Source organism: Streptomyces megasporus (genome assembly GCF_000718985.1).
In the GTDB taxonomy this organism is placed as follows: Bacteria; Actinomycetota; Actinomycetes; order Streptomycetales; family Streptomycetaceae; genus Streptomyces; species Streptomyces megasporus.
This window is the reverse complement of sequence record NZ_JODL01000016.1, coordinates 1-23,872: the sequence shown is the minus strand read 5'-3', so window position 1 is coordinate 23,872 and position 23,872 is coordinate 1. Positions and strand designations below refer to the sequence as shown.

15 protein-coding genes and 1 tRNA gene are annotated in these 23,872 nt (G+C 72.2%); 12 read left to right on the top strand and 4 right to left on the bottom strand.

The features are described 5' to 3' along the window. Positions 1 to 255 precede the first annotated feature (255 nt). Both IF47_RS0114940 and IF47_RS0114935 read right to left on the bottom strand, forming a co-directional pair. Positions 256 to 2,553, bottom strand: a complete 2,298-nt coding sequence (locus IF47_RS0114940; protein ID WP_031509266.1) for an SUKH-4 family immunity protein — start codon at positions 2,551 to 2,553, stop codon at positions 256 to 258. Positions 2,554 to 2,559: 6 nt separating this feature from the next. After that, positions 2,560 to 3,564, bottom strand: a complete 1,005-nt coding sequence (locus tag IF47_RS0114935) for an SMI1/KNR4 family protein (RefSeq protein WP_031509265.1) — start codon at positions 3,562 to 3,564, stop codon at positions 2,560 to 2,562. A 213-nt stretch (positions 3,565 to 3,777) separates the two neighbouring features. On the opposite strand from IF47_RS0114935, the gene IF47_RS0114930 reads away from it, so the two are divergent. Together IF47_RS0114930 and IF47_RS0114925 are read left to right on the top strand one after the other, a co-directional pair. Continuing rightward, a complete protein-coding gene (locus tag IF47_RS0114930; RefSeq protein WP_031509264.1) occupies positions 3,778 to 4,284 on the top strand; it encodes a YwqJ-related putative deaminase in 507 nt (168 codons plus the stop codon). After that, positions 4,281 to 4,790 carry an SUKH-3 domain-containing protein gene (locus IF47_RS0114925; RefSeq protein WP_245641120.1) on the top strand — a complete coding sequence of 170 codons (510 nt, stop codon included), beginning with the start codon at positions 4,281 to 4,283 and terminating at the stop codon, positions 4,788 to 4,790. Before IF47_RS0114930 ends, IF47_RS0114925 begins: the two co-directional genes overlap by 4 nt. A 60-nt stretch (positions 4,791 to 4,850) precedes the next feature. Here the strand turns inward: IF47_RS0114925 and IF47_RS0114920 are convergent, their stop codons facing one another. After that, a complete protein-coding gene (locus IF47_RS0114920; RefSeq protein ID WP_031509262.1) occupies positions 4,851 to 6,236 on the bottom strand; it encodes a sensor histidine kinase in 1,386 nt (461 codons plus the stop codon). A gap of 536 nt (positions 6,237 to 6,772) precedes the next feature. Between IF47_RS0114920 and IF47_RS0114910 the strand changes: the two genes are divergently transcribed. From IF47_RS0114910 to IF47_RS0114880, 7 genes are all read left to right on the top strand, one after another. Continuing rightward, positions 6,773 to 6,844, top strand: a tRNA-Gln gene (locus IF47_RS0114910). Positions 6,845 to 7,223: 379 nt separating this feature from the next. Continuing rightward, positions 7,224 to 8,012 carry an ABC transporter ATP-binding protein gene (locus IF47_RS0114905; protein ID WP_031509260.1) on the top strand — a complete coding sequence of 263 codons (789 nt, stop codon included), beginning with the start codon at positions 7,224 to 7,226 and terminating at the stop codon, positions 8,010 to 8,012. Then, on the top strand, positions 8,009 to 10,585 hold the full coding sequence (locus tag IF47_RS0114900) for an ABC transporter permease (protein ID WP_031509259.1): 2,577 nt from the start codon (positions 8,009 to 8,011) through the stop codon (positions 10,583 to 10,585). The genes IF47_RS0114905 and IF47_RS0114900 overlap by 4 nt, the downstream gene beginning before the upstream one ends. A gap of 223 nt (positions 10,586 to 10,808) precedes the next feature. Next, positions 10,809 to 14,342: a transcription-repair coupling factor gene (gene mfd / locus IF47_RS0114895; protein ID WP_031509258.1), complete on the top strand. Its 3,534-nt coding sequence runs from the start codon at positions 10,809 to 10,811 to the stop codon at positions 14,340 to 14,342. 92 nt (positions 14,343 to 14,434) lie between these two features. Further along, on the top strand, positions 14,435 to 15,418 hold the full coding sequence (locus IF47_RS0114890) for an aldo/keto reductase (protein WP_031509257.1): 984 nt from the start codon (positions 14,435 to 14,437) through the stop codon (positions 15,416 to 15,418). Positions 15,419 to 15,560: 142 nt separating this feature from the next. Continuing rightward, on the top strand, positions 15,561 to 16,835 hold the full coding sequence (locus tag IF47_RS0114885; RefSeq protein ID WP_031509256.1) for an ATP-grasp domain-containing protein: 1,275 nt from the start codon (positions 15,561 to 15,563) through the stop codon (positions 16,833 to 16,835). A gap of 8 nt (positions 16,836 to 16,843) precedes the next feature. Next, positions 16,844 to 18,865: a CocE/NonD family hydrolase gene (locus tag IF47_RS0114880; RefSeq protein WP_031509254.1), complete on the top strand. Its 2,022-nt coding sequence runs from the start codon at positions 16,844 to 16,846 to the stop codon at positions 18,863 to 18,865. A gap of 108 nt (positions 18,866 to 18,973) precedes the next feature. On the opposite strand, the gene IF47_RS0114875 is transcribed toward IF47_RS0114880, so the two are convergent. After that, entirely contained in the window at positions 18,974 to 19,561 is a 588-nt protein-coding gene (locus tag IF47_RS0114875; RefSeq protein ID WP_031509253.1) for a DUF4352 domain-containing protein, read from the bottom strand. 187 nt (positions 19,562 to 19,748) lie between these two features. Here IF47_RS0114875 and IF47_RS0114870 point away from each other — a divergent pair, with 187 nt between their 5' ends. From IF47_RS0114870 to IF47_RS0114860, 3 genes are all read left to right on the top strand, one after another. Next, positions 19,749 to 21,638: an N-6 DNA methylase gene (locus IF47_RS0114870; RefSeq protein WP_031509252.1), complete on the top strand. Its 1,890-nt coding sequence runs from the start codon at positions 19,749 to 19,751 to the stop codon at positions 21,636 to 21,638. Between the two features lie 133 nt (positions 21,639 to 21,771). Further along, positions 21,772 to 22,404, top strand: coding sequence for a hypothetical protein (locus IF47_RS0114865; protein ID WP_157839973.1), 633 nt, complete (start codon positions 21,772 to 21,774; stop codon positions 22,402 to 22,404). After that, entirely contained in the window at positions 22,401 to 23,777 is a 1,377-nt protein-coding gene (locus tag IF47_RS0114860; protein WP_051717703.1) for a serine/threonine-protein kinase, read from the top strand. Before IF47_RS0114865 ends, IF47_RS0114860 begins: the two co-directional genes overlap by 4 nt. Positions 23,778 to 23,872 lie beyond the last annotated feature (95 nt).

The window sequence follows — 23,872 nt, the reverse complement described above, 5'->3', positions numbered from 1 at the left end:
CGCGGAAGCACGCCGAACGCCAACGCGCCCCCCGAACACACCCTTCCCGGCCCACCGCCCCCTCATCCGGTCCCACTCGACCCCGAGCGGCCCGACCGAACGAAGGGCAGGACCCGCGAGCGCCTCGACGGCCACACTGGCCGAAGCCAGCCGGAACCGGCCGGAAACATCCGAAAACGCCGCCGCGTCCGGCACCCACCACACGGGCACCGGACGCGGCGCGGAAGGAAGCGCGACGAGGACGAGGGACGCGGACTACAGCAGGCCGTCCCACATCTGCTCGAGCAGCACCGCCCACCAGTTCTCCGGGTCGGCCAGCGCCGCCGGGTCCAGACAGGCCAGCATCCCCTGGAAGTCCACCGTCCAACGGCCCGCCTGTTCCGGCGTCAGCCCGTACCGCAGCCGCCACATCCGGCCCAACAGGGCCAGGCACCGCACGAACTCCGGCAGACCGCTGTTCACGAACTGCGGCACCGCCGGCCGCCCGCTCGGATCACCCTCCAACGGCACCGCCACGATGTGCGCCGTGCCGTACTGCACGCACAACTGACGGCCGTAGTCGTTCCCCATCACCAGGTACGACGCCGCGTCCGACCCCGGCCGGACCCCACGCTCCTGCGCCAGCTCCGCCAACGTCGGCACCGGACGCCCCGGTTGGGCCTGCGCCCAGAAGAACGGACCGAACTCCACCGGCAGCCCCGCCCACACCAGCGTCTGCCCGACCACCTCGGGCACACCCTGCCGGGAGACCGCCCGCTGGTCGAACCGGAAGATCGCCTGCGGACCGAACGCCTCCGCCAACTCGTGCGCCAACCCCTGGGGCGGCACCGGCGGCGCCGGCTGGATCAGGTGCGGCGGCGGCAGCGGCACCCGCACCGGAGCCGGACGCGCCGGACCGTCCGCCACCTGGTGCAACTCGCCCTGGTGCTCGATCAGATGACGCACACCCTGCCGGCGCGACGTCACGTCACGCCCGTACGGCGCGGTGTGGCTGATCCGCACCTGCGGCCACGACTCCCGCACCATCCGGGCGCAGTAACCCCCGGGCACGTCACAGCACTCCAATTCCGTGTGCAGCTCCAGCACCTGCTGCGGCGGAACGTTCATCGACCGCAGCTCGTGCAGGATCTGCCACTCCGGATGCGGCAGGCCCGGCGCCGAACGCCGGATCACCTGCTGCTCGGACCCGTCCGGCGCGCGGTAGCGCAGCACCGCCATGTACCCCGGCCCCACCGTCGGCAGCCCACCGGGCTGCTGCGGATACCCGTACCCGGGAGCCCCCGGAGCACCCGCGGCAGCGGCGGGCGGAACACCGGGTGGGCCGGGGGGCGGCGGAGCGCCGGGCGGCTGCGGCGCGCCCGGACCACCGGGCCCCGCCACCATCGTCGCCGCGTGGTGCGCCCCGCCCGCCGGGGCACCCGGAGCGCCGGGCGGGCCGGGGGGCGGCGGAGCACCGGGACCGGCCGGGCCGATCGCCGACGGATCGGCCAGCATCGTCGCCGCGTGGTGCACCCCACCACCGGACGAACCACCGGCACCGCCACCGGGAGCACCCGGCGGGCCCGGAGGCCCCGGCACCCCGGCGCCCTGGGAGGCCACGTCGTCCGCCGACACCACCTGCGTCGGCGCGTACGCACCCGACCCGCCGCCCGACGACACGGCCCCCGGGACACCCGGAGCGCCGGGCGGGCCGGGGGGACCGGGCGGCGGCGGAACATCGGGACCGGCCGGCGGCGTCACCGCGTGAGGCGTCCCCTCCGCCGGCGTACCCGGACCCGCCGACGGCCCCTTGGGACCGTCGACCGCCGGAGCCACCGTCGTCTCCGGCAGCGCACCGCCCTCCGACAACAGCTCCGTCCTCGCCTCCGCACTCGCCCGCGGCGGCGGAGGCGCCTGACCGTCCTCGTCGTCACTGCCGCTGATCGGCGGGGCGAACACCGTCATGGGCGGCGACACCGACACACCGTCCCCACTGCCGCTGGTGTCCGTCGCGTCCCACGGCGACGCACCCGAAGACGTCCCCGTGGACGCCGACGAGGACGCGGAAGACGGGGCCGGCGGAGGCGTCGCCGAGGACGGCACCGGACCGCCCACCGACCCCTCCGAACCGGCCGACCCGCCACCGGAGCCACGACGGTCCGGAATGCCCATCCGATCCGCCGCCTCCTGCAACCACTCCGGCGGCGTCAACAGGAACGACGTGGCCTCCAGATCCACCCGCTTCGGCGGAGCCGCCGGCGCCGGCTCGACGGCCGGCGCACCGTACTCCTCCTGGTACCGCCGGATCACCTCACCCACCGGCAACCCCGGCCACAGCGTCGTGTCACCACTGTCCCGCGCGATCACCAACCGCTGCCGGACACCCGCCGGCGACGGACCGTCCGGACCGGAGAGACCATCCGAGCCGTCGGACCCGGCCCCGGAGGGAGCCTCGGCCCACGCCACGAAACCCAGATCGAACTCCCGCACCCGCACCTCACGGCGCCGGTGCGCCGGAACACCGCCGTTGATCCAGCGCTCCGCACGCTCCTGCGCCTGCGCGAACGTCACCATCGCGCCTCACCCCTCCACCGGGACGGCACGCGCGAACCCGCCGTCCACCATCAGGTTGGCCACGGTCTCCAGCTCCGGCGGACTGCCCGCCAACCGCAACAGGAACTCGTCGAAGTCCGCACCACACGGCAGCAGCAACTCGTCCACCCGCTCCCGCACCGTCAGCCCGTCCCGGTCCCGCGCGTCGTCATAGGCGCAGAACCACACCGACCCGACGCCCTCGCCGCGCACCTTCACCGCGACGATCCCACCCTGCACGAACCCCACACCCAGGTAGTCCTTCGTCAGGTGGTCCCGCAGACACTTGTTCACGTACACCAGGTCGTTGACCGCCGCCTCCTCACGCACCGTGAAGAACGGCTGGTCCAGCAACAACCCCAGCTCGGCGTCGAGCGCCACACCCACCGGCGCGCACCCGCCGGCCGCCTTCAGGAACGTCCGGTACGCCTCCGGCAACCGGTACCCCAGCGTCTCCTCCACATCCAGCACCTGCTCCTCGGACACCGCCACCCGGTGCGGCACCTCGAAGTGCGCCGGACGCGTCTCCTGCAACGGCCGCGTCCCCCGCTTGCCGTGATCCACCGCGGCCGTCGCCAACCCGCCGTGGTGCCGCAGCAACGCCTTCACCTCGGCCGGCACCAACTCCAACCGACGGCTGTACGGCACGTGATGCCACGTCCAACCATGAGGCGTCGCCACCGGCGACAGATCCGCCCACAACTCGTGACCCTCGGCGTGCAGCGCCGCGTTCGCCGACACGTAGTCCGTCAACCGCAACTCGTCCGCACCGAAACCCTCCGGCGGCTCCGCGACCTCCGCGGCGGCCCGAGCGTACGGCGAGAAATCCGGAAAGCCCCTCTCGTCCACCCGCACACCCGCCGGATAACGCGCGGCCCGTACCGGATCCGGAAAGTGCACGACCTGTCCGGCATAGGCCGTGTTCGGCGGCGCGGACTCTCCCCCAAACCGGGAACCGGGAGAGACCCCCAGCCCAGGCCTACCTGTCGTCATGGCGGTGCCCCTCTGCTGAAAACGGCTACACGGGCGCTGATGGGCGCTGACCGACACAGCCTAAGCGCAACACCCACCACCGGTCCCGCCCCGCCCCGACCACCCGACCCCACACCGGGACACGCGCCGGAACCGACCCGGTTTCCCCAACGTCCCACCCATTTGGCACTCTGAACCGACGCCATCGGGGGGATGCGCGGGAGGACACACGAGATGCACGCCACACGACACCACACACCCGGCCTGCCCGGAGACCCCCGCATCGGCTGGGGCGCCCCCGACGACACCGCCCCCACCCTGCGCCACCGCCGCGACGGCATCATGCCCACCGTCGCCGCCGCCCTCTCCGTCCGCGGCCAGACCCTCACCTGCACCGCGAGCAAGGCCGACCGACCCCCCGCCCTCCACCCCCTCGTCCAGGACTACCTCGACACCCTCACCACCGACCGACGCGAACGCCACACCGGACGCTGCCCCGAAGCCGTCCTCGTCTCCCGCTACCTCACCTCCGCCGAGGCGGCCCGCGGCAAACGCGCCTCCCGCAAACCCCTCACCACCTCCGAAGCGCGCCGCGCCCTCAAAGGAGCCAAAATCACCGCCCGACGCATCCGCGAGGACGGCGATCCCCGACACGGCAGCTACGCACCCCCCTGCCGCTCCTGCACCGCCCTCCTCGCCCACTTCGGCGTCCGCGCAGTCGACCCCACAGGAGAACGGTGATCACCCCCCACGCCGCCCGGACCGGCACCACCCGCTTCCCCGTCCCCGTCGACGCGGCCCTCCGCGCCGCCGGCTGGCACCCCGGACGCCGCGACATCGAACAAGCCGAAATCTGGGCCGACACCCTCCGCGACCACCGCTCGCCGGCCGGACACCGTCACGCGATCTTCCCCGCCGCCGTCGAAGCCTGGGCCGAATTCGGCAACCTCCACATCACCAGCGCCGAACCCGGCCGCCACATCGCGCCCACCGGAATCCACATCGACCCTCTCCGCGGACTCCACTGGCCCCGCACCCTCACCGACCTCGGCCGCGCCCTCGACACCCCCGTCGCACCCCTCGGCGAAGAGGACAACGGCAACGCCCTCCTCGCCATCGACGCCCACGGCCGCGTCTACAGCATCGACCACACCGGCGACTGGTACCTCGGCGCAACCGTCGACGACGCGCTCGCCACCCTCGTCACCGGCCGCACCCCCCGACGCCTCAGCCGCGAACCGGGCTGACCCACCCCGGGCGCACGCCCGCGCCCCCGACCCGAACCCCCGGCCCCGCGATCCGGCCCCTCAACCCCGGTCCGGAATCACCGCCGACACCCGGAAGCCCCCACCCTCCGTCGGCCCCGACACGAAACCCCCGCCCAACGCCGTCACCCGCTCGCGCATCCCCACCAGACCGTTGCCACCACTGGGCAACCCCGCGTCCCGCACACCCGCCGCCGGCGCGTCGTTCTCCACCAACACCGCGACCTCCCCCTCACGGTGCGCCAACCGCACCCGCGTCCGCGCGCCCCCCGCGTGCTTGTGCACGTTCGTCAACGCCTCCTGGACCACCCGGTACGCCGTCCGCTCCACCCGACCCGCGTACGAACGCACCTCCCCCTCCACCGAGAACTCCACCGTCACCCCCACCGCACGCGACTGCCCCACCAGCGCATCGAGGTCCGCCAGACACGGACCGGGCTCCTCGTGCCCCACCGCGCCCCCACCGGAACCACCCCCGTCCGTCCGAGCCGACCCGCGCCCCGCCGCGGCCGCCGCCTCGGCGGCCTCCGCCACCTTCGCCAACGGCCGCTCCGCCCCGACCGCGCCCCCGACCGCCGCGGGCTTCGACTCGTGCGCCCGCAACACACCCAGCATCGTCCGCAGTTCCGTCAGCGCCTGCCGACCCATGTCCCCGATCAACGCCGCGTTCCTCGACGCCTTCTCCGGGTCCTTCAACGCCACCGCCTGCAACGCCGCCGCGTGCACCACCATCAGACTCACCCGATGCGCCACCACGTCGTGCATCTCCCGCGCGATCCGCGTCCGCTCCTCGTTGCGGGCCCACTCCGCACGTTCCTCCGCGCGGTCGGCCAACAGCGACAGCTCACGTTCCAGCCCGTCCGCCCGCTCCCGCAGACTCTCCACCAGCCGCCGCCGGGCGCCCACGTACAGGCCCAACAGCACCGGCGGCGCCGTCACCCCCACCACCAGTACCAGCGAGACCACCGGAACGAACCACCGCAGCGGCTCGTAGTCGTAGGCGTCCGGCCCCAACTCCCGCCGCATCGGCACGAGGGTCATGATCAGCGTTCCCAGCGCCTGCATGCCGGTGAGCAGCGCGATGATCCGCCGCGGCACCTCCGACGCCGCCAGCGTGTACAGGGACACCGTCCCCAGCACGAGACCCATCTCGGCCGGCGTCACCGCGATCGACACCAGCACCACCGCGATCGGCCACCGCCGCCGCAGCACCAGCGACAACCCGGCCAGCACCCCCAGGCCGACCGCCAACCCCACCGGAATCCCGGCCTCACGCGCGAACGGAACCCCCTGGGCACCACACTCCGCACCGGACGCCAGTGCGAGCAGCACGTCCAGTACGACACTCCGACGCCGCCTCCACCACAGCGGCCCCCGAGGTGCGCGGCCCTGGTCCCGGGCGTCGACGCTTTCCCCCGTCTCGGTCATACCGCCCAGCCTACGACCGCCCGCCATCGGTTTTGGAAGGGGCATCAACCCCCAAAACCACTGTGTCCAGAGGGAGAACAGCGACATTTCACTCGAACTGTTGAATCGCCCTGATATTCGACTCGTCGGTGCCTTCGGGTGACCGGGCCGGCTCCATGGTCCGAATCAAGACGGAACCGAGGGAACGCGCCCGCGAGCTCCGCCGCGCGAGCGGGTCGTCCGCCGCCGGCAGACGAAGCCGGCGGCGGCCCGCGAGATCGGTCGCCTGACCGATCGGGAGCTGTTCCTGGTGGGGGTGGGGCTCCACTGGGTGGACTTGGTCGGGGCGGAGGTGTCGTTGCCCGAGAAGGCGACGCTGAAGAGGCGCAACCCCAAGACGTCCCGCAAGAACGCGGGGGAGGAGTGTCGGGAGTGCCTTTCCGTCCGCGTCCGGCGTAGTGCCGACCTATACCGTCGCGTCGAAGGCTGGTGGTACGGCATAGTAGTGGGAGCCGACCGGCAGCCTGAGTGAATGTCCGGTTCGGCATGATGCGCCATCCCCTGTGGTGTAATTGGCAGCACGATGGTTTTTGGTGCCATTTGTCCAGGTTCGAGTCCTGGCGGGGGAGCTTGAAGCTCGCGTGCGAGGGCCCCGACCTTTTCGAGGTCGGGGCCCTTTGTCGTGTCCACGGCCGAACCGGTGCCACTCCGGCTTGGGGTCGATGTAGGGGTGGGGGGCGACTCGGAGGCCGATTCCCCTAGGGGGCGGTACGCGGTTCCTCCTACCCGGGTGTCGTCCTGTGGCAGGACGAGGGGTGGGCCGCCCGCTTCCTAGGCTTGAGAAGGGTTCGCCGCACCGGTGGGGTGGGGCCGGCCCCAGCACGGATACGGAGCCGTGCACCATCGCGGCGATCGTCCCGCGTGCGACAGGCTCTGCGCGTACCCGGAACCACGACGAGTGTTCGAAGACTTCTCGCACCTCTCATCGACCTATATAGGAGACATACCGTGACAACGGCTGTAGCGGACCCCAGGACCGGGGGCAGTGGAGGGCGTACGGCCGTGGCCGCGAAGGCGCGGCAGGTCGTCAAGGCGTATGGCTCCGGGGAGACGAGGGTCGTCGCGCTGGACCGGGTGGACGTGGACGTCGAGCGGGGGGCGTTCACCGCGATCATGGGGCCGTCGGGCTCGGGCAAGTCCACGTTGATGCACTGCCTGGCGGGGCTGGACTCGGTGACGTCCGGGCAGATCTGGGTGGGGGAGACCGAGATCACCGGGTTGAAGGAGAAGAAGCTCACCCGGCTGCGGCGCGACAGCATCGGGTTCATCTTCCAGGCGTTCAACCTGCTGCCGACGCTGAGCGCGTTGGAGAACATCACGCTGCCGATGGACATCGCGGGCCGGAAGGTCGATCGGGAGTGGCTCGAGAAGGTGGTGGAGACCGTCGGCTTGTCGGGGCGGCTCAAGCACCGGCCGAACCAGCTCTCGGGCGGTCAGCAGCAGCGTGTGGCGGTGGCGCGCGCGCTGGCGGCGCGGCCGGAGATCATCTTCGGTGACGAGCCGACGGGCAATCTGGACTCGCGGGCGGGGGCGGAGGTGCTGGGCTTCCTGCGGCGTTCGGTGGACGACCTGGGTCAAACGATCGTGATGGTGACGCACGATCCGGTGGCCGCGGCGTACGCGGACCGGGTGCTGTACCTGGCGGACGGGCGGATCGTGGACGAGATGCGGGAGCCGACGGCGGAGGCCGTGCTGGACCGGATGAAGGCGTTCGACACGTTCGGGCGGGTGTCGTGACCGTTCTGAGGACTTCGCTGCGGAACTTCGTCGCCCACAAGGGGCGGATGCTGCTGAGCGGCGTCGCGGTGGTGCTGTCGGTGGCCTTCGTCTGTGGAACCCTGGTGTTCACGGACACGATGAACGCGACGTTCGACCGGCTGTTCACGGAGACGGCGGCGGACGTGACGGTCTCCTCCAAGGACGCGGAGAGCGACGAGACGCCGGACACGGGGAAGCCCGCGACGGTGCCGGCGTCGCTGTTGGACGAGCTGGAGGGTGTCGAGGGGGTGGCCTCGGTCTCCGGCGGCGCGCTCAGCATGGGCGTGACGGTGGTGAACGCGGACAACGAGAACATGGGGGCCACCACCGGCGCTCCGACGATCGCGAGCAACTGGAGCGATGTCGACGAGTGGTCGATGGACATCGCCTCGGGCCGGCTGCCGCGCGGCGAGGGCGAGGTGATGGTCGACGCGGACACGGCGAAGAAGCACGGTCTGGAGTTGGGGGACGAGCTGCGGACGATCGCGGTGACGGGCGAGTTCCGGGCCGAGATCGTGGGTGTGGCGGCGTTCCGGTCGACGAATCCCGGCGCGACGGTGGTCTATTTCGACACCGAGACGGTGCAGACGAGGCTGCTGGGCGAGGAGGACGCGTACACGTCGGTGTATGTGACGGCGGCCGAGGGTGTCGGTGACGAGGAGCTGAAGCGGAGCGTCGTCGCGGCGTTGGGCGCGGGCGAGTACAAGGTCCGGACGCGGGAGGAGTACGCGGCGGAGAGCCAGGACGAGCTGGGGGCGTTCCTGGACGTGATCAAGTACGCGCTGTTGGGGTTCGCGGGCATCGCGCTGCTGGTGGGTGTGTTCCTGATCGTCAACACGTTCTCGATGCTGGTGGCGCAGCGGACCCGTGAGATCGGTCTGATGCGGGCGATCGGTTCGAGTCGCCGGCAGGTGAACCGGTCGGTGCTGGTCGAGGCATTGCTGTTGGGCGTGCTGGGGTCGGTGTTGGGTGTGGGGGCCGGTGTGGGTCTGGCCGTCGGGCTGATGGAGCTGATGGGCCTGGCCGGCATGAACCTGAGCACGGACGATCTGACGGTGAAGTGGACCACGCCGGTGGTGGGTGTGGTGCTGGGTGTCGTGGTGACGGTGCTGGCGGCGTACCTTCCGGCGCGGCGTGCGGGGCGGATCTCGCCGATGGCGGCGTTGCGGGACGACGGTCTGCCGGCGGCGGGGAGCCGGGTGGGCCGGGTCCGTTCGGGTGTGGGGCTGGTGCTGACGCCGGTCGGCGTGGGTGCGCTGGTGGTGGCGGCCGGTTCGGCGGAGGCGTCGCAGGGTGCGGCGTTCCTGGGCCTGGGCGTGGTGCTGACGCTGGTGGGCTTCGTGCTGGTGGGTCCGTTGTTGGCGGGTGTCCTGGTGCGGGTGCTGGGTGCGGCGCTGCTGCGGGTGTTCGGCCCGGTGGGGCGGATGGCGGAGCGGAACGCGCTGCGCAATCCGCGCCGTACGGGGGCGACGGGTGCGGCGTTGATGATCGGATTGGCGTTGGTGGCGTCGCTGTCGGTGGTGGGTGCGTCGCTGGTGGCGTCGGCGGGTGACGAGCTGGACCGGACGGTGGGCGCGGACTTCATCGTGCAGTCGGACACGTACCAGCCGATCGTGCCGGAGGTGGCGGGGCGGCTGGGGTCGGTGGACGACATCGAGCACGTCACGGAGTACCGGGTGCTGGAGGCGCGGTTGTCGCTTCCGGGTGGTGGTTCGGTGCGGGACTCGGTGACGGCCGCTTCTCCGACGTACGCGGAGGACCTGCGGGTGGAGACGGTCTCCGGTGAGTTGGCGGACGCGTACGAGCGGGATGCGATGTCGGTGCCGGAGGACTTCGCGGAGAAGCACGGTGTCGAGGTGGGGGACCGGATCGGGGTGGATTTCGCGCGTGGTGATCGGGCGGAGCTGACGGTTCGGGCGATCACGGCGGCGGACACCAGTGTCGATCAGGGTGCGATGTACCTGAGCACCGAGACGGCCGAGCGGTATGTGGACGAGGACCGGATGCCGTTGAACATGATCATGTTCGCGAAGGCGGAGGAGGGCCGGGAGGACGCGGCGTACGCGGCGCTGAAGGCGGAGCTGGAGCCGTTCCCGCAGTACACGGTCCGTAACCAGGCGGATTACAAGGAGCTGCTGGAGGACCAGGTGGGGCAGTTGCTCAACATGGTCTACGGACTGCTGGCGCTGGCGATCGTGGTGGCGGTCCTGGGTGTGGTGAACACGTTGGCGCTGTCGGTGGTGGAGCGGACGCGCGAGATCGGTCTGATGCGGGCGATCGGTCTGTCGCGGCGGCAGTTGCGGCGGATGATCCGGTTGGAGTCGGTGGTGATCGCCCTGTTCGGCGCGGTGCTGGGCCTGGGTCTGGGGCTGGGCTGGGGGGTGGCGGCGCAGCGGCTGCTGGCTCTGGAGGGGCTGAAGGTCCTGGAGGTTCCGTGGCCGACGATCGCGGTGGTGTTCGTGGGAGCCGCGGTGGTGGGACTGGTGGCGGCTCTGGTGCCGGCGTTCCGCGCGGGTCGGATGAACGTGTTGAACGCGATCGCGACGGAGTAGCGGCGGGGTGTCGGGCGGCCGGGTGGCGGCCTGGCAGCGGCCCGGTGGCGGCCCGGTTCCGGTGGGTGGTGTGTGTGTCCGCCGGGGCCGGGCCGCCGGCGTGTTGTGGTGCGGCGGCGGCAGGGGAGTGACCGTCGTAGGCTGGAACCCCCCGGCTCGCGCGGCGTGTCGGGTTGTTCGTGTTGTCCGGATTTGTTGTCCGCCTTTGGGATGGAACGCCTCCATGAGTCTCACCGGTCTTCTTGATGCCGTCGTACGGGATCCCGCTCTGGGGGAGGCGGTGCGGGCCGCCGCGGACGGCAGGCGACACGATGTGGATCTGGTCGGGCCGCCGGCGGCGCGTCCGTTCGCGGTGGCGGCGCTGGCGCGGTCGGCGGGGCGTCCGGTGCTGGCGGTGACGGCGACGGGGCGCGAGGCGGAGGATCTGGTGTCGGCGCTGCGGTCGCTGCTGCCTCCGGACGGGGTGGTGGAGTACCCGTCGTGGGAGACGTTGCCGCACGAGCGGTTGTCGCCGCGTTCGGACACGGTGGGGCGTCGGTTGGCGGTGTTGCGGCGTCTGGCGCATCCGAGCGCGGACGATCCGTCGGCGGGGCCGGTGAGTGTGGTGGTGGCTCCGGTGCGGTCGGTGTTGCAGCCGCAGGTGAAGGGCCTGGGGGACCTGGAGCCGGTGAGTCTGCACACGGGCCGGCAGGCGGAGATGGACCGGGTGGTGGAGGCGCTGGCCGCGGCCGCGTACACGCGGGTGGAGCTGGTGGAGAAGCGGGGGGAGTTCGCGGTCCGGGGCGGCATCCTGGACGTCTTCCCGCCGACGGAGGAGCATCCGCTGCGGGTGGAGTTCTGGGGCGACGAGGTGGAGGAGATCCGCTACTTCAAGGTCGCCGATCAGCGGTCGCTGGAGGTGGCGGAGCACGGTCTGTGGGCGCCGCCGTGCCGTGAGTTGTTGCTGACGGACGAGGTGCGGGCGCGTGCGGCGGAGCTGGCCGAGGCGCATCCGGAGCTGGGCGAGCTGCTGGGGAAGATCGCCGAGGGCATCGCCGTGGAGGGGATGGAGTCCCTGGCTCCGGTCCTGGTGGACGAGATGGAGCTGCTGCTGGACGTGCTTCCGGAGGGGAGCATGACGGTGGTGTGCGATCCGGAGCGGGTGCGGACGCGCGCGGCGGATCTGGTGGCGACGTCGCGGGAGTTCCTGGAGGCGTCGTGGGCGGTTTCGGCCGGTGGTGGCGAGGCGCCGATCGATGTGGGGGCGGCGTCGCTGTGGTCTCTGGCGGACGTCCGGGAGCGGGCGCGCGAGCTGGGGATGATGTGGTGGTCGGTGAGCCCGTTCACGGTGGACGAGGAGTTGGACGGGGACTCGTTGACGCTCGGCATGCGGGCTCCGGAGAGCTATCGGGGGGACACGGCGCGTGCGCTGGCGGACACCAAGGGGTGGCTGGCGGACGGCTGGCGGTGTGTGTACCTGACCGAGGGGCAGGGTTCGGCGTCCCGGATGGTGGAGGTGCTGGGCGGTGAGGGGATCGCCGCGCGGTTGGAGCCGGAGCTGACGGAGATCGCCCCGTCGGTGGTGCAGGTGTCGTGCGGGACGATCGAGAGCGGGTTCGTCGATCCGGGGTTGAGGCTCGCGGTGTTGACGGAGACGGACCTGACGGGGCAGCGGGCGGCGAGTCGGGATCTGGGCCGGATGCCGGTGCGGCGCCGGAAGACGATCGATCCGCTGACGTTGCAGTCGGGCGACTACATCGTGCACGAGCAGCACGGTGTGGGCCGTTACATCGAGATGGTGCAGCGGACGGTGCAGGGGGCGACGCGCGAGTACCTGGTGGTGGAGTACGCGCCGGCGAAGCGGGGGCAGCCGGGAGACCGGTTGTTCGTGCCGACGGACCAGTTGGAGCTGATCACCAAGTACGTGGGTGGTGAGCAGCCGACGCTGCACCGGTTGGGCGGCGCGGACTGGACGAAGACGAAGGCGCGGGCGCGGAAGGCGGTCAAGGAGATCGCCGCGGACCTGATCAAGTTGTACTCGGCGCGGATGGCGGCGCCGGGGCACCCGTTCGGTCCGGACACTCCCTGGCAGCGGGAGTTGGAGGACGCGTTCCCGTATGTGGAGACGCCGGACCAGTTGACCACGATCGCCGAGGTGAAGGCGGACATGGAGAAGTCGGTTCCGATGGACCGGCTGATCTGCGGCGACGTGGGGTACGGCAAGACGGAGATCGCGGTGCGGGCGGCGTTCAAGGCGGTGCAGGACGGCAAGCAGGTGGCCGTGCTGGTGCCGACGACGCTGCTGGTGCAGCAGCACTTCGGGACGTTCTCCGAGCGGTACGCGCAGTTCCCGGTGAACGTGCGGGCGCTGTCGCGGTTCCAGTCGGACACCGAGGCGAAGGCGGTGTTGGAGGGGCTGCGGGACGGCTCGGTGGACGTGGTGATCGGTACGCACCGGCTGTTCTCGTCCGAGACGCGGTTCAAGGACCTGGGTCTGGTGATCGTGGACGAGGAGCAGCGTTTTGGTGTGGAGCACAAGGAGCAGTTGAAGAAGCTCCGGGCGAACGTGGACGTGCTGACGATGTCGGCGACGCCGATCCCGCGGACGTTGGAGATGGCGGTGACCGGCATCCGGGAGATGTCGACGATCACCACGCCGCCGGAGGAGCGGCATCCGGTGTTGACGTTCGTCGGGCCGTACGAGGATCGGCAGATCGGTGCGGCGATCCGTCGTGAGCTGCTGCGGGAGGGGCAGGTCTTCTACATCCACAACCGGGTGGAGACGATCGACAAGGCGGCGGCGCGGCTGCGGGGGATCGTGCCGGAGGCGCGGATCGCCATCGCCCACGGTCAGATGTCGGAGACGGCGCTGGAGCGGGTGGTGGTGGACTTCTGGGAGAAGAAGTTCGACGTGCTGGTGTCGACGACGATCGTGGAGTCGGGCATCGACATCTCCAACGCCAACACGCTCATCCTGGAGCGGGCGGACACCTTCGGGCTGTCGCAGTTGCACCAGTTGCGGGGCCGGGTGGGCCGGGGCCGTGAGCGGGGGTACGCATACTTCCTGTATCCGCCGGAGAAGCCGCTGACGGAGACGGCGCACGAGCGTCTGGCGACGATCGCCCAGCACACGGAGATGGGCGCCGGCATGTACGTGGCGATGAAGGACCTGGAGATCCGCGGGGCGGGCAATCTGCTGGGCGGGGAGCAGTCCGGTCACATCGCGGGGGTGGGCTTCGACCTGTACGTGCGGATGGTCGGCGAGGCGGTGGCGGATTACCGGGCCGCGCTGGAGAAGGGCGGCGAGGCGGTGGAGGAGCCGCCGCTGGAGGTGAAGATCGAGCTTCCGGTGGACGCCCATGTGCCGCACGACTACGCGCCGGGCGAGCGGCTGCGGTTGCAGGCGTACCGGGCGATCGCCGAGGCGGGCTCGGAGGAGGATATCGCGGCGGTCCGGGAGGAGCTGACCGACCGCTACGGCCCGCTGCCGGAGCCGGTGGAGAACCTGCTGCTGGTGGCGGGGCTGCGGATGCTGGCCCGTTCCTTCGGCGTCGCGGACATCACGTTGCAGGGGTCGAACATCCGGTTCGCCCCGGTGGAGTTGCGGGAGTCGCAGGAGCTGCGGCTGAAGCGGCTGTATCCGCGGTCGGTGGTCAAGGCGGCGTCGCGACAGGTGTTGGTGCCGCGGCCGACGACGGCGCGGATCGGTGGGAAGCCGGTGGTGGGGCGTGAACTCCTGGCGTGGGTCGGGGAGTTCCTGACCGGGGTGCTGAGCTGAGCCCGCCGGCCTGAGTGGGAGCGTTCCCGTAGGCGGTGACCTGGGGAGACCGGCCCGGGGTGCCGGGCCGGTCGGACCGTAGGATCGCTGTCATGGAACAGCGAGTACTGGGCAGGACGGGCCGTGAGGTGTCCGTCGTCGGGCTGGGCACGTGGCAGTTGGGCGCCGACTGGGGGCAGGTGCGCGAGGAGGACGCCCTGGCGGTGCTGGACGCGGCCGTGGAGAGCGGTGTGACGTTCTTCGACACCGCGGACGTGTACGGGGACGGCCGCAGCGAGCGGTTGATCGGCCGGTTCCTGCGGGAGCGCGGGGACGCCGGGGTGTTCGTGGCGACGAAGATGGGTCGCCGGGTGGACCAGGTGCCGGAGAACTACACCCTGGACAACTTCCGGGCGTGGACGGACCGGTCCCGCGCCAACCTGGGCGTGGACACCCTGGACCTGGTGCAGTTGCACTGCCCGCCGACGCCGGTGTACTCCTCGGACGAGGTGTTCGACGCCCTGGACACCCTGGTGGCGGAGGAGCGGATCGCGGCGTACGCGGTGAGCGTGGAGACCTGCGCGGAGGCGTTGACGGCGATCGCGCGGCCGGGTGTGGCGAGCGTGCAGATCATCCTGAACCCGTTCCGGCTCAAGCCGCTCCAGGAGGTGCTTCCGGCGGCGGCCGAGGCGGGGGTGGGCATCATCGCCCGGGTGCCGCTGGCCTCGGGTCTGCTGACGGGCCGGTACACGCGCGAGACGGTGTTCTCCCCGGACGACCACCGGTCGTTCAACCGGCACGGTGAGGCGTTCGACCAGGGCGAGACGTTCTCGGGCGTGGACTACGAGACGGGCCTTCAGGCGGCGGCGGAGTTCGTGGAGCTGGTCCCGGAGGGCGCCACCCCGGCGCAGACGGCGCTGCGGTGGGTCGTCCAGCAGCCGGGCGTGACCTCGGTGATCCCGGGGGCCCGCAACCCGGAGCAGGCGCGGGCGAACGCCGCGGCGGCGGCGCTGCCGCCGCTGTCGAAGGAGACGCTGGCCGCGATCGAGGACCTGTACGACCGGCGGATTCGGGCACAGGTGCACCACCGCTGGTGACGGCCCCGCCGTCTTCGTTCCCGTTCGCACTCTTTCCTCCCCGTGCCCTTGATGCACCTGTTGACCCCGTGTGGGGGAATGGCCCCCTGGGGGCTCGGGTAGCCGGAAGGACTCGTGATCCAACGGCACGAGGAGGCGACGGATGGGCCGGACGAACGTGTTCGTCATCGGAATGGACGAGGAGAACCTGCGGACCCTGAACGAGGTGCCGCACGCGGAGGAGTACCGGTTCCACCCGCTGCTGAGCGTCGAGGAACTCCAGCACGGCGAGATCGCCGTGGCGGACCTGCTGGAGAAGGCCGAGAAGGAGTTGGACGCCTTCGACGGCACCGTCGACGCCATCGTCGGCTACTGGGACTTCCCGGTCAGCACCCTGGTGCCGATCCTGGCCGAGCGGTACGGGACGCGCGCCACCAGCCTGGAGTCGGTGGTCAAGTGCGAGCACAAGTACTGGAGCCGGCTGGAACAGCGGAAGGTGATCGAGGAGCATCCCCGTTTCGCGCTGGTGGACCTGGAGGGCGATCCGGAGCCGCCCGAGGGCATGCGGTTCCCGATGTGGCTCAAGCCGGTCAAGTCCTACTCGTCGGAGCTGGCCTTCGGGGTGGCGGACGAGGAGGAGTTCCGACGGGCCGTGGCCGAGATACGCCGGGGCGTCGCCCGCATCGGCAGGCCGTTCGAGTTCGTGCTGGACCGGCTCGACCTCCCGCCGGAGATCGCCGAGGCGGGCGGGCAGGCGTGTCTGGCCGAGGAGTCCCTGTCCGGGGTGCAGGCCGCCGTCGAGGGCTATGTGTACGACGGCGAGGTGACCGTCTACGGGGTGCTGGACTCGATCAACTATCCCGACACCCCCTGCTTCATGCGCCACCAGTACCCCTCGGCGCTGCCCGAGCCGGTGGTGCTGCGGCTGAAGGACGTCTCGAAGCGGGTGATCGAGCAGGTCGGCCTGGACTGGGCGACGTTCAGCATCGAGTACTTCTACGACGCCGCCAACGACGAGATCGGCCTGCTGGAGATCAACCCGCGGCACTCGCAGTCGCACGCCGAGCTGTTCGAGTTCGTCGACGGTGTCCCCAACCACCACTGCATGCTCAGCCTGGCGCTGGGCCGCGATCCGCGACTGCCGTACCGGAAGGGCCCCTACGAGGTGGCCGCCAAGTGGTACCACCGGCAGTTCGCCGACGGTGTGGTGCGGCGGGCGCCGACGCGCGAGGAGGTCGAGCGCGTGGAGCGCGAGATCCCCGGGGTGCGGGTGGTGGTGAAGGCGAAGGAGGGGCAGCGGCTGTCGGAGATGCCGGGCCAGGACAGCTACAGCTACGAGTTGACGCACGTCTTCGTCGGCGCCGACAGCGAGGAGGAGATGCGCGAGAAGTACGACCGGTGTCTGGCGATGCTGCCGTACGAGTTCGGGGAGGAGTAGGTTCGCCCGTGCGCTGTGTGACCAACCTGCCGTACGAGACGAAGGTGGAGGAGCACGTCCGGATCCCGGTCTCCGACGGTGTCCGGCTGTCGGCCCGGATCTGGCGCCCGGTCTCCTCCGACACCGAGCCGGTGCCCGCGGTGCTGGAGTACATCCCGTACCGCAAGCGGGACCTGACCTCCGTGCGCGACTCGATCCACCACCCCTACGTCGCGGGCCACGGGTACGCCTGTGTGCGGGTCGACATCCGCGGCACCGGCGAGTCGGAGGGGGTGCTGCGCGACGAGTACCTGGAGGTGGAGCAGACCGACGCCGAGGACGTGCTGGCCTGGCTGGCCGAGCAGCCGTGGTGCGACGGGAACACGGGGATGATGGGCATCTCCTGGGGCGCCTTCGCCGCGCTCCAGGTGGCCGCCCGCCGTCCGCCGAGCCTGAGGGCGATCGTCATCTCGTCCTTCACCGACGACCGTTACGCGGACGACATGCACTTCATGGGCGGCTGTCTGCTGTCGGACAACCTGGCCGAGGCGGGCACGATGTTCGCCTACGCCACCTGCCCGCCGGACCCGGCGCTGGTGGGGGAGGCGTGGCGGGAGATGTGGTACGAGCGGCTGGAGAACACCCGGCCGTGGGCGTTGGAGTGGCTGAGCCACCAGCGGCGCGACGACCACTGGCGGCACGCGTCGATCTGCGAGGACTACTCGGCGGTGCGGGTGCCGGTGCTGGCCTCCAGCGGCTGGGCGGACGGCTACTCCAACGCCGTCACGCGCCTGCTGGAGCACCTGGACGTGCCCCGCAGGGGGTTGATCGGCCCGTGGTCGCACAAGTACCCGCACCTGGGGCAGCCGGGTCCGGCGATCGGCTACCTCCAGGAGGTGGTGCGCTGGTGGGACCACTGGTTGAAGGGCGTCGACAACGGGGTGACGGACGGTCCGATGCTCCACGCCTGGATGCAGGAGAGCGTCCCGCCGTCCACGTCCTACGAGGAGCGTCCCGGCCGTTGGGTGGGGGAGCCCTCCTGGCCGTCCCCGAACGTCGAGCCGGTGGCGCACCCGTTGGGCCGGCACCGGCTCGCCGCGCCGGGCGAGGCGGTGGAGGAGACGGAACTGACGGTGCGGTCGCCGCTGTCGGTCGGCCAGTTCGCCGGCAAGTGGGCCTCGTACAACGCGCCGCCGGACCTGCCGTACGACCAGCGCGAGGAGGACGGCGGTTCGCTGGTCTTCGACAGCGAGCCGCTGTCGGAGCGGGTGGAGATCCTGGGCGCGCCGAGCGTGGAACTGGAGCTGTCGGTGAGCGAGCCGGTGGCGATGGTGGCCGCCCGCCTGTCGGACGTGGCGCCGGACGGCCGGGCCACTCGCGTCACCTACGGGCTGCTCAACCTCACCCGCGCGGACGGGGACGAGCCCGTTCCGTTGGAGCCGGGCCGCCGGTACCGGGTGAGGGTGCAGCTCAACGGCGTGGCGCAGGCCTTCCCGCCCGGCCACCGCATCCGGCTGTCGCTGTCGACGTCGTACTGGCCGCTGGCCTGGCCGCCGCCACGTCCGGTGCTGCTGACCGTCCACACCGCCGGCTGTGCGCTGACGCTGCCGGTGCGTCCGAACGGCGCGCCCGACGGGGTCGAGGGGCGGCCGTTTCAGGAACCCGAGGGCACCGAGCCGATCCCCACCACCCGGGTGACCCCGTCCGAACAGCGCTGGGAGGTCTCCCGTGACCTGGTCGACTACAGGTCGACGCTGGAGATCGTCAAGGACGGCGGCACGATCCGCTTTGAGGACATCGGCCTGGAGGCGCACCGCCGCGCCTGGGAGCGCTATGGCTCGGTGGCCGACGACTTCACCTCCGCGCGGGGCGAGTCGGAGTGGACGATGGAGTTCTCCCGCGGCGACTGGAGGGTGCGCACGGTGACCCGTCAGGTGTTGCGCTGCACCGAGGAGGAGTTCCTGCTGCACGCGACGCTCGACGGGTACGAGGGGGAGGACCGGGTGTTCTCCCGCACCTGGAACCGGAGCCTGCCCCGCGACCACCTCTGATCCGCCGGCGGCGGGACCGCTCCGCTCGGTGGACGGTGGACGGTGGGGCGGACGGGCCTTGCTCCGGCCCGTCCGCCCCACCGTCCGGCCCGGCTCCGGGGTGGGTCTCTAGAGGGTCAGACCCCACTGGGCGGCCTCGGAGGTGAAGTCCAGCGGGTCGACCTCGACGTCGAGGTTCTTCGCGTCGGCCGGGGCGTCGAAGGCGTACTCGGCGGTGGCCTTCTTGCCGGGCAGCAGGTTGCCGTCGAAGCCCTCGCCGACCGTGTCGTCGAAGATCTGCTCGGCTTCCACGCCGTCCTCGCCGGCGCGGGCGGTGAGCGTGATCAGGGTGGTGTTCACCTTCTCGGCGCCGGAGTTCTCCAGGGTGACGGTGAGCTTGTAGGCCTTGTTGCCCTCGGTGTGGCCTATCGAGAACTCGCCGGGGGTGTAGGGGGTGGCCTCGGAGACGGTGATCCGCAGGCCGCTGTCGTAGTTCGCGGTGTCGCCCGCGGCGAGCTGACCGTCCGCCTGCCCCGTCGACTCCTTCTTCTGCTTCCCCTTGGCGTCCTCGCCGGCCTCCTTGGCGTCGGATGCCGGGGCCTTGGTGACGGTGGGCTCCTCCAGGCCGCAGGCGGTGAGGCCGCCCAGGGCGAGGACGGCGCCGGCCGCGGCGGCGATCAGGCGCTTGCGGGCGGTGAGGGACTGCTGAGCGGGCATGGACGGGCACCTTCCGGGCTGAGTCGAACCTGTGAACCGGTGCGTCGACTACAGCAGAAGCTGTGAATAAAGTCAACGCACGCTATGTTGGTTGCCTTGTTGAAGCGATGACTTGATGAAAGTGTTGGCCACGACGGTGTTTGAGGGCGCGGTGCGGGGCGGGAGGTGCGGTATGGGAGGCGGCCGGATGCCGGACGACACGACGGAGGTGACCGCGACCGGGATCGCCCGGATCGCCGGGGTGGGGCGCGCGACCGTCGGCGACTGGCGGCGTCGCCACCCGAACTTTCCCAAGCCCGTGGGCGGCACGGACACCGGCCCCACCTTCTCCCTCGCCGAGGTCGAGGAGTGGCTGCGCGCCCGGGGCAAGCTCGCCCGCGTCCCCCCGCGCGAGGAGGCGTGGCAGCGGATCGAGAGCGACCCCGACGGCGTGCGGGCCGCCCTCGTCCGCGCCGGCGAGGCGCTGCTGCGGCACCCGGAGAACCCCGTTCCGGGGCCCCTCGGCGAACTCGCCGACGAACTGGGCCCGTTCGGGGCGTACTCCTTCCTCCTCGGCCGCCACCTCGACACCCACCCCCGGCCCTCCCGCGCCACCCCGCCCGAGACCGCCGCGCTGATGGCCGCCGTCGCGGGCCCCGCCGCCCGCGTGCTCGACCCCGCCTGCGGAACCGGCGGGCTGCTCGCCGCGGCCGAGGGACCCGACGGCAGGGCCCGGCCACGTGAGGCCCACGGGTGGGAGAGGGACCCGGCCCTCGCCCGGCTCGCCGCCCTCGGTCTCGCCCTCCGCGGGAACGTCGCCGTCCACGTGCGCGCCGGGAACGCCCTGCGCGACGTCGACGCCGCGCACGACGTCACCGGCGTCGACGTCGTGCTGTGCCACCCGCCGTTCGGCGAACGCGACTGGGGGCGCGACGAGTTGGCGTACGACCCCCGCTGGGAGTACGGACTGCCCGCGCGCACCGAGTCCGAACTGGCCTGGGTGCAGCACGCCCTGTCCCGGTTGCGGCCCGGTGGCACCGCCGTCCTGCTGATGCCGCCCGCCGCCGCCTCCCGGCGCACCGGCCGCCGCGTGCGCGCCGCCCTGCTGCGCCGGGGCGCGCTGCGGGCCGTCATCGCGCTCCCCGCGGGCGCCGCGTCCCCACACGGCCTGTCGCCGCACCTGTGGGTGCTGCGCAGACCGGACGGCGGCCGGCCGACGCCGGGCGGGCCCGAGCCCCGGCTCCTGGTCGTCGACGCGAGCACCCGGCACCAGGCGGACCGGACGGCGGACGGCCGGCGGAAACCGCTCCGGGACGAGCTGCGGCGGACCGTGCTGGACGCCTGGCGGACCTTCGACCGCGACGGCACGGTCCCCGGGGAGCCCGGCGTCAGCGCCGCCCCGGCCGTGGTCGACCTGCTCGACGAGGACGTGGACCTCGCCCCCGCCCGGTGCCTGCCGCCCGCCGGCCGGGTCGACGCCGAAGCCCTCACCCGGACGCGCGCCGACCTCGACCGCGCCCTGCGCCGCGCCCTCCACCTCGTCCCGGTCCCCGTCACGCCCGCGCCGCCCCAGGGGGCCTCGCTCCAGGGGCCCCTCCCGGACGGGGCCGGGCAGGGCGGGGCGCGCCGGGCCGGCGTCACCGTCGGCGAACTCGCCCGCGGCGGCGCCCTCCGCCTGTGCCCCGGCGGCAACGGCGCCGAACCGGCCGTGACCCGGCCCGGCGACGTGGTGCTCCCCGCCCTCGGACCCGGCGCCGCCCACGTGGTGGAGCCCGATGCGGCGGGGGAGACGCTCGACCGCCGGCACTGGCTGCTGCGCCCGGACCCGGAAGTGCTCGACCCGTGGTTCGTGGCCGGTTTCCTGCGCGGCGCCGCCATCCCCCGCCGGACCGCCGGCCGCGCCTCCACCACCTCCCGCCCGGACGTGCGGCGGCTGCGGCTGCCCCGGCTGCCGCTGGAGGAACAACGGCGACACGGGCGGCGTTTCAGGGAGTTGGCCGCCTTCGAGACGGCCCTGCGGCGGGCGGCGGAACTGGGCGAGGAGTTGGTGAGGGACACCCGCGACGCGATCGTCGACGGCACCGTGGACCCGGACTGAGCCGGACCGACCCGGACCGAGCGGGCACGGGCAGGCATCGGATCGGTATCGGCGCACCACGACGGGGCCCGCGCCGTCGGCGGCGATGTATACCCTCACATCGAGAGATGTCGGAAAGGGAGTCCGCGCGCTGATGTACGGCCAGAGAGCCACTCCGCCCCCCGCCCCGTCCCGCCCCGGACCGGGGGTCGGAGGCATGGTGATGCGGCTGTTCTTCGCCTCGTTCCCCCTGTGGTCGCTCGGGCTGCTGACCTGGGTGCCCTCCCTGCGCTTCGCGATCATCCGCCGGCGCCGGCTGGACTGGGCCGTCTTCGGCCTCGCCGTCGCCCTGACCGTGATCTACGTGGTGCTGCTGTTCGTCTTCGGCGACGAGAAGAGCACCGGATCGGGCTTCGCCGGGATGTACATCCTCGCGCTGATCGGCGGCTCCGTGGTGCACGCCGTGCTCGGCGACCGCTTCCTCCGCGATCCCGCGTCGTACCGGACGGCCGCCCCCACCCCGCATCCCGCGCCGTACCCCGCCCCCACTCCGCATCCCGCGCCGTATTCCGGTTCCGCGCCGTACCCCGCCCCGCCCGTCGGCCCCCACGCCGCCGGTATCGCGAACGCGCCCACGGTGTACGGGTACCCGCGGCCCGCCGCGCCCCCGCCCGTCGCGCCCGTACCGCCCCCCGCCCCGCAGTCGCCGCGGATGCGTCAGGTCGCCTCCGAACTGGACGAGCTGGACGCGCTGCTGCGCGGCCGGGACGGACGGGAGAGCCGGTGAACGGACGGCTGATCGCGGACCGGTACCGACTGACCGAGCTCCTGGGCAGCGGCGCCATGGGCCAGGTGTGGGGCGGCCACGACCTCGGACTCGGCGAGCGCCGCATCGCGGTGAAGCTGATGCACTCCGGCCGGATGGCCTCGCTGTCGGGCAGCACCGGCCCCGAGGAACTGCGGGAGCGGTTCGAGCGGGAGTGCCGCGTCACCGCGCAGCTCGACCACCCCGGGCTGGTCGCCGTCCACGACGCCGGCCGGGACGGCGACGAGCTGTACCTGGTGATGCAGCGCCTGGAGGGCAGCGACCTGAGCGACCACCTCGCCGAGCAGGAGCCCTACCCCTGGCGGTGGGCCGTGGCCGTCGTGGCCCAGATGTGCTCGGCGCTGGTGGCCGTGCACGCCGTCCACATCGTCCACCGCGACCTCAAGCCCGGCAACGTCATCGTGCGGCCCGACGGCCGCGTGGTCATCCTCGACCTGGGCATCGCGGCCGTGAAGACGGGCGGCGACACCACCCGGCTGACCCGCACCGGAGCCCTCGTGGGCACCCCCGTCTACATGGCTCCCGAACAGGCCGTGGGCGGAACCCCCGTCGGCCCCCGCGCCGACCTGTACGCGCTGGGCGTGCTGCTGTACGAACTCCTCACCGGCCGGGTCCCCTTCGAGGCGCCGGAGGCGGCCGGGCTGCTGTACAAGAAGCTCCACCACAAGCCCGTTCCCGTGCGGGAGATGCGCCCGGAGGTCCCCGAGTCGCTGGACGCCCTGGTGTGGCGGCTGCTGGACCAGGACCCGAACGCCCGCCCCGCCGACGCCCACGAGGTCTACGCGGCCCTCGCCCCGCTGCTGCCCCGGCCGGGGGAGGGCGGTCCGATCCTGCCGCTGGACCCGACGCGCCCGTTCCGCGAACCCATGGCCCCCTGGCCGCCGCACCGGCCCGCCACGCCCCCGGCGCACGCGCCCACGGTGATCGTGCCGTCGCCCGTCCCGGCACCCACCGCCGCGCCCTCGCCCGCGTACGGCACCCCCGTGCCGCCGCCCGTCCCCGGTTTCGGGCCGCCGCCGCGGGGCGTCGACCTGACCGCCGTGCTGGAGGAGGTCCGGTCCCTGCTGGCCACCGGCCACTACACGCGCGTCGCCGACCTGTTGGGCGACGCCCTCCCGGCCGCGGTCGCCGAGCACGGCGCGGACTCCGCCGTCGTCCGCTCCCTGCGCAAGCAGTACGCGGCGGTGCTGCTGGACACCGGCCAGTACGCCCGCGCGCTGCCCGAGATCACCCGGCTCGCCCGGGAGTACACCGTCGAACGCGGCCCCCACGACCCGGTGGTGATCCAACTCCGCCAGGACGAGGCGCTCTGCCTGTCCCGGCTCGGCCGCTAGATGAATGAGTCCGATGTCTGTCCTGGTCGCGACCATGGCGAAGGGCGCCCGTTGGTCAGTGTGTGAAGACAAACCTGGACGCCCTTCTGGCAGCA

What these genes read in the sequence shown, in the direction of transcription:
- IF47_RS0114920 (WP_031509262.1), bottom strand. Translation starts at nt 6,236, where the DNA reads ATGACCGAGACGGGGGAAAGCGTCGACGCCCGGGACCAGGGCCGCGCA.
- IF47_RS0114890 (WP_031509257.1), top strand. Translation starts at nt 14,435, where the DNA reads ATGGAACAGCGAGTACTGGGCAGGACGGGCCGTGAGGTGTCCGTCGTC.
- IF47_RS0114935 (WP_031509265.1), bottom strand. Translation starts at nt 3,564, where the DNA reads ATGACGACAGGTAGGCCTGGGCTGGGGGTCTCTCCCGGTTCCCGGTTT.
- mfd (WP_031509258.1), top strand. Translation starts at nt 10,809, where the DNA reads ATGAGTCTCACCGGTCTTCTTGATGCCGTCGTACGGGATCCCGCTCTG.
- IF47_RS0114865 (WP_157839973.1), top strand. Translation starts at nt 21,772, where the DNA reads ATGTACGGCCAGAGAGCCACTCCGCCCCCCGCCCCGTCCCGCCCCGGA.
- IF47_RS0114940 (WP_031509266.1), bottom strand. Translation starts at nt 2,553, where the DNA reads ATGGTGACGTTCGCGCAGGCGCAGGAGCGTGCGGAGCGCTGGATCAAC.
- IF47_RS0114885 (WP_031509256.1), top strand. Translation starts at nt 15,561, where the DNA reads ATGGGCCGGACGAACGTGTTCGTCATCGGAATGGACGAGGAGAACCTG.
- IF47_RS0114870 (WP_031509252.1), top strand. Translation starts at nt 19,749, where the DNA reads ATGCCGGACGACACGACGGAGGTGACCGCGACCGGGATCGCCCGGATC.
- IF47_RS0114930 (WP_031509264.1), top strand. Translation starts at nt 3,778, where the DNA reads ATGCACGCCACACGACACCACACACCCGGCCTGCCCGGAGACCCCCGC.
- IF47_RS0114875 (WP_031509253.1), bottom strand. Translation starts at nt 19,561, where the DNA reads ATGCCCGCTCAGCAGTCCCTCACCGCCCGCAAGCGCCTGATCGCCGCC.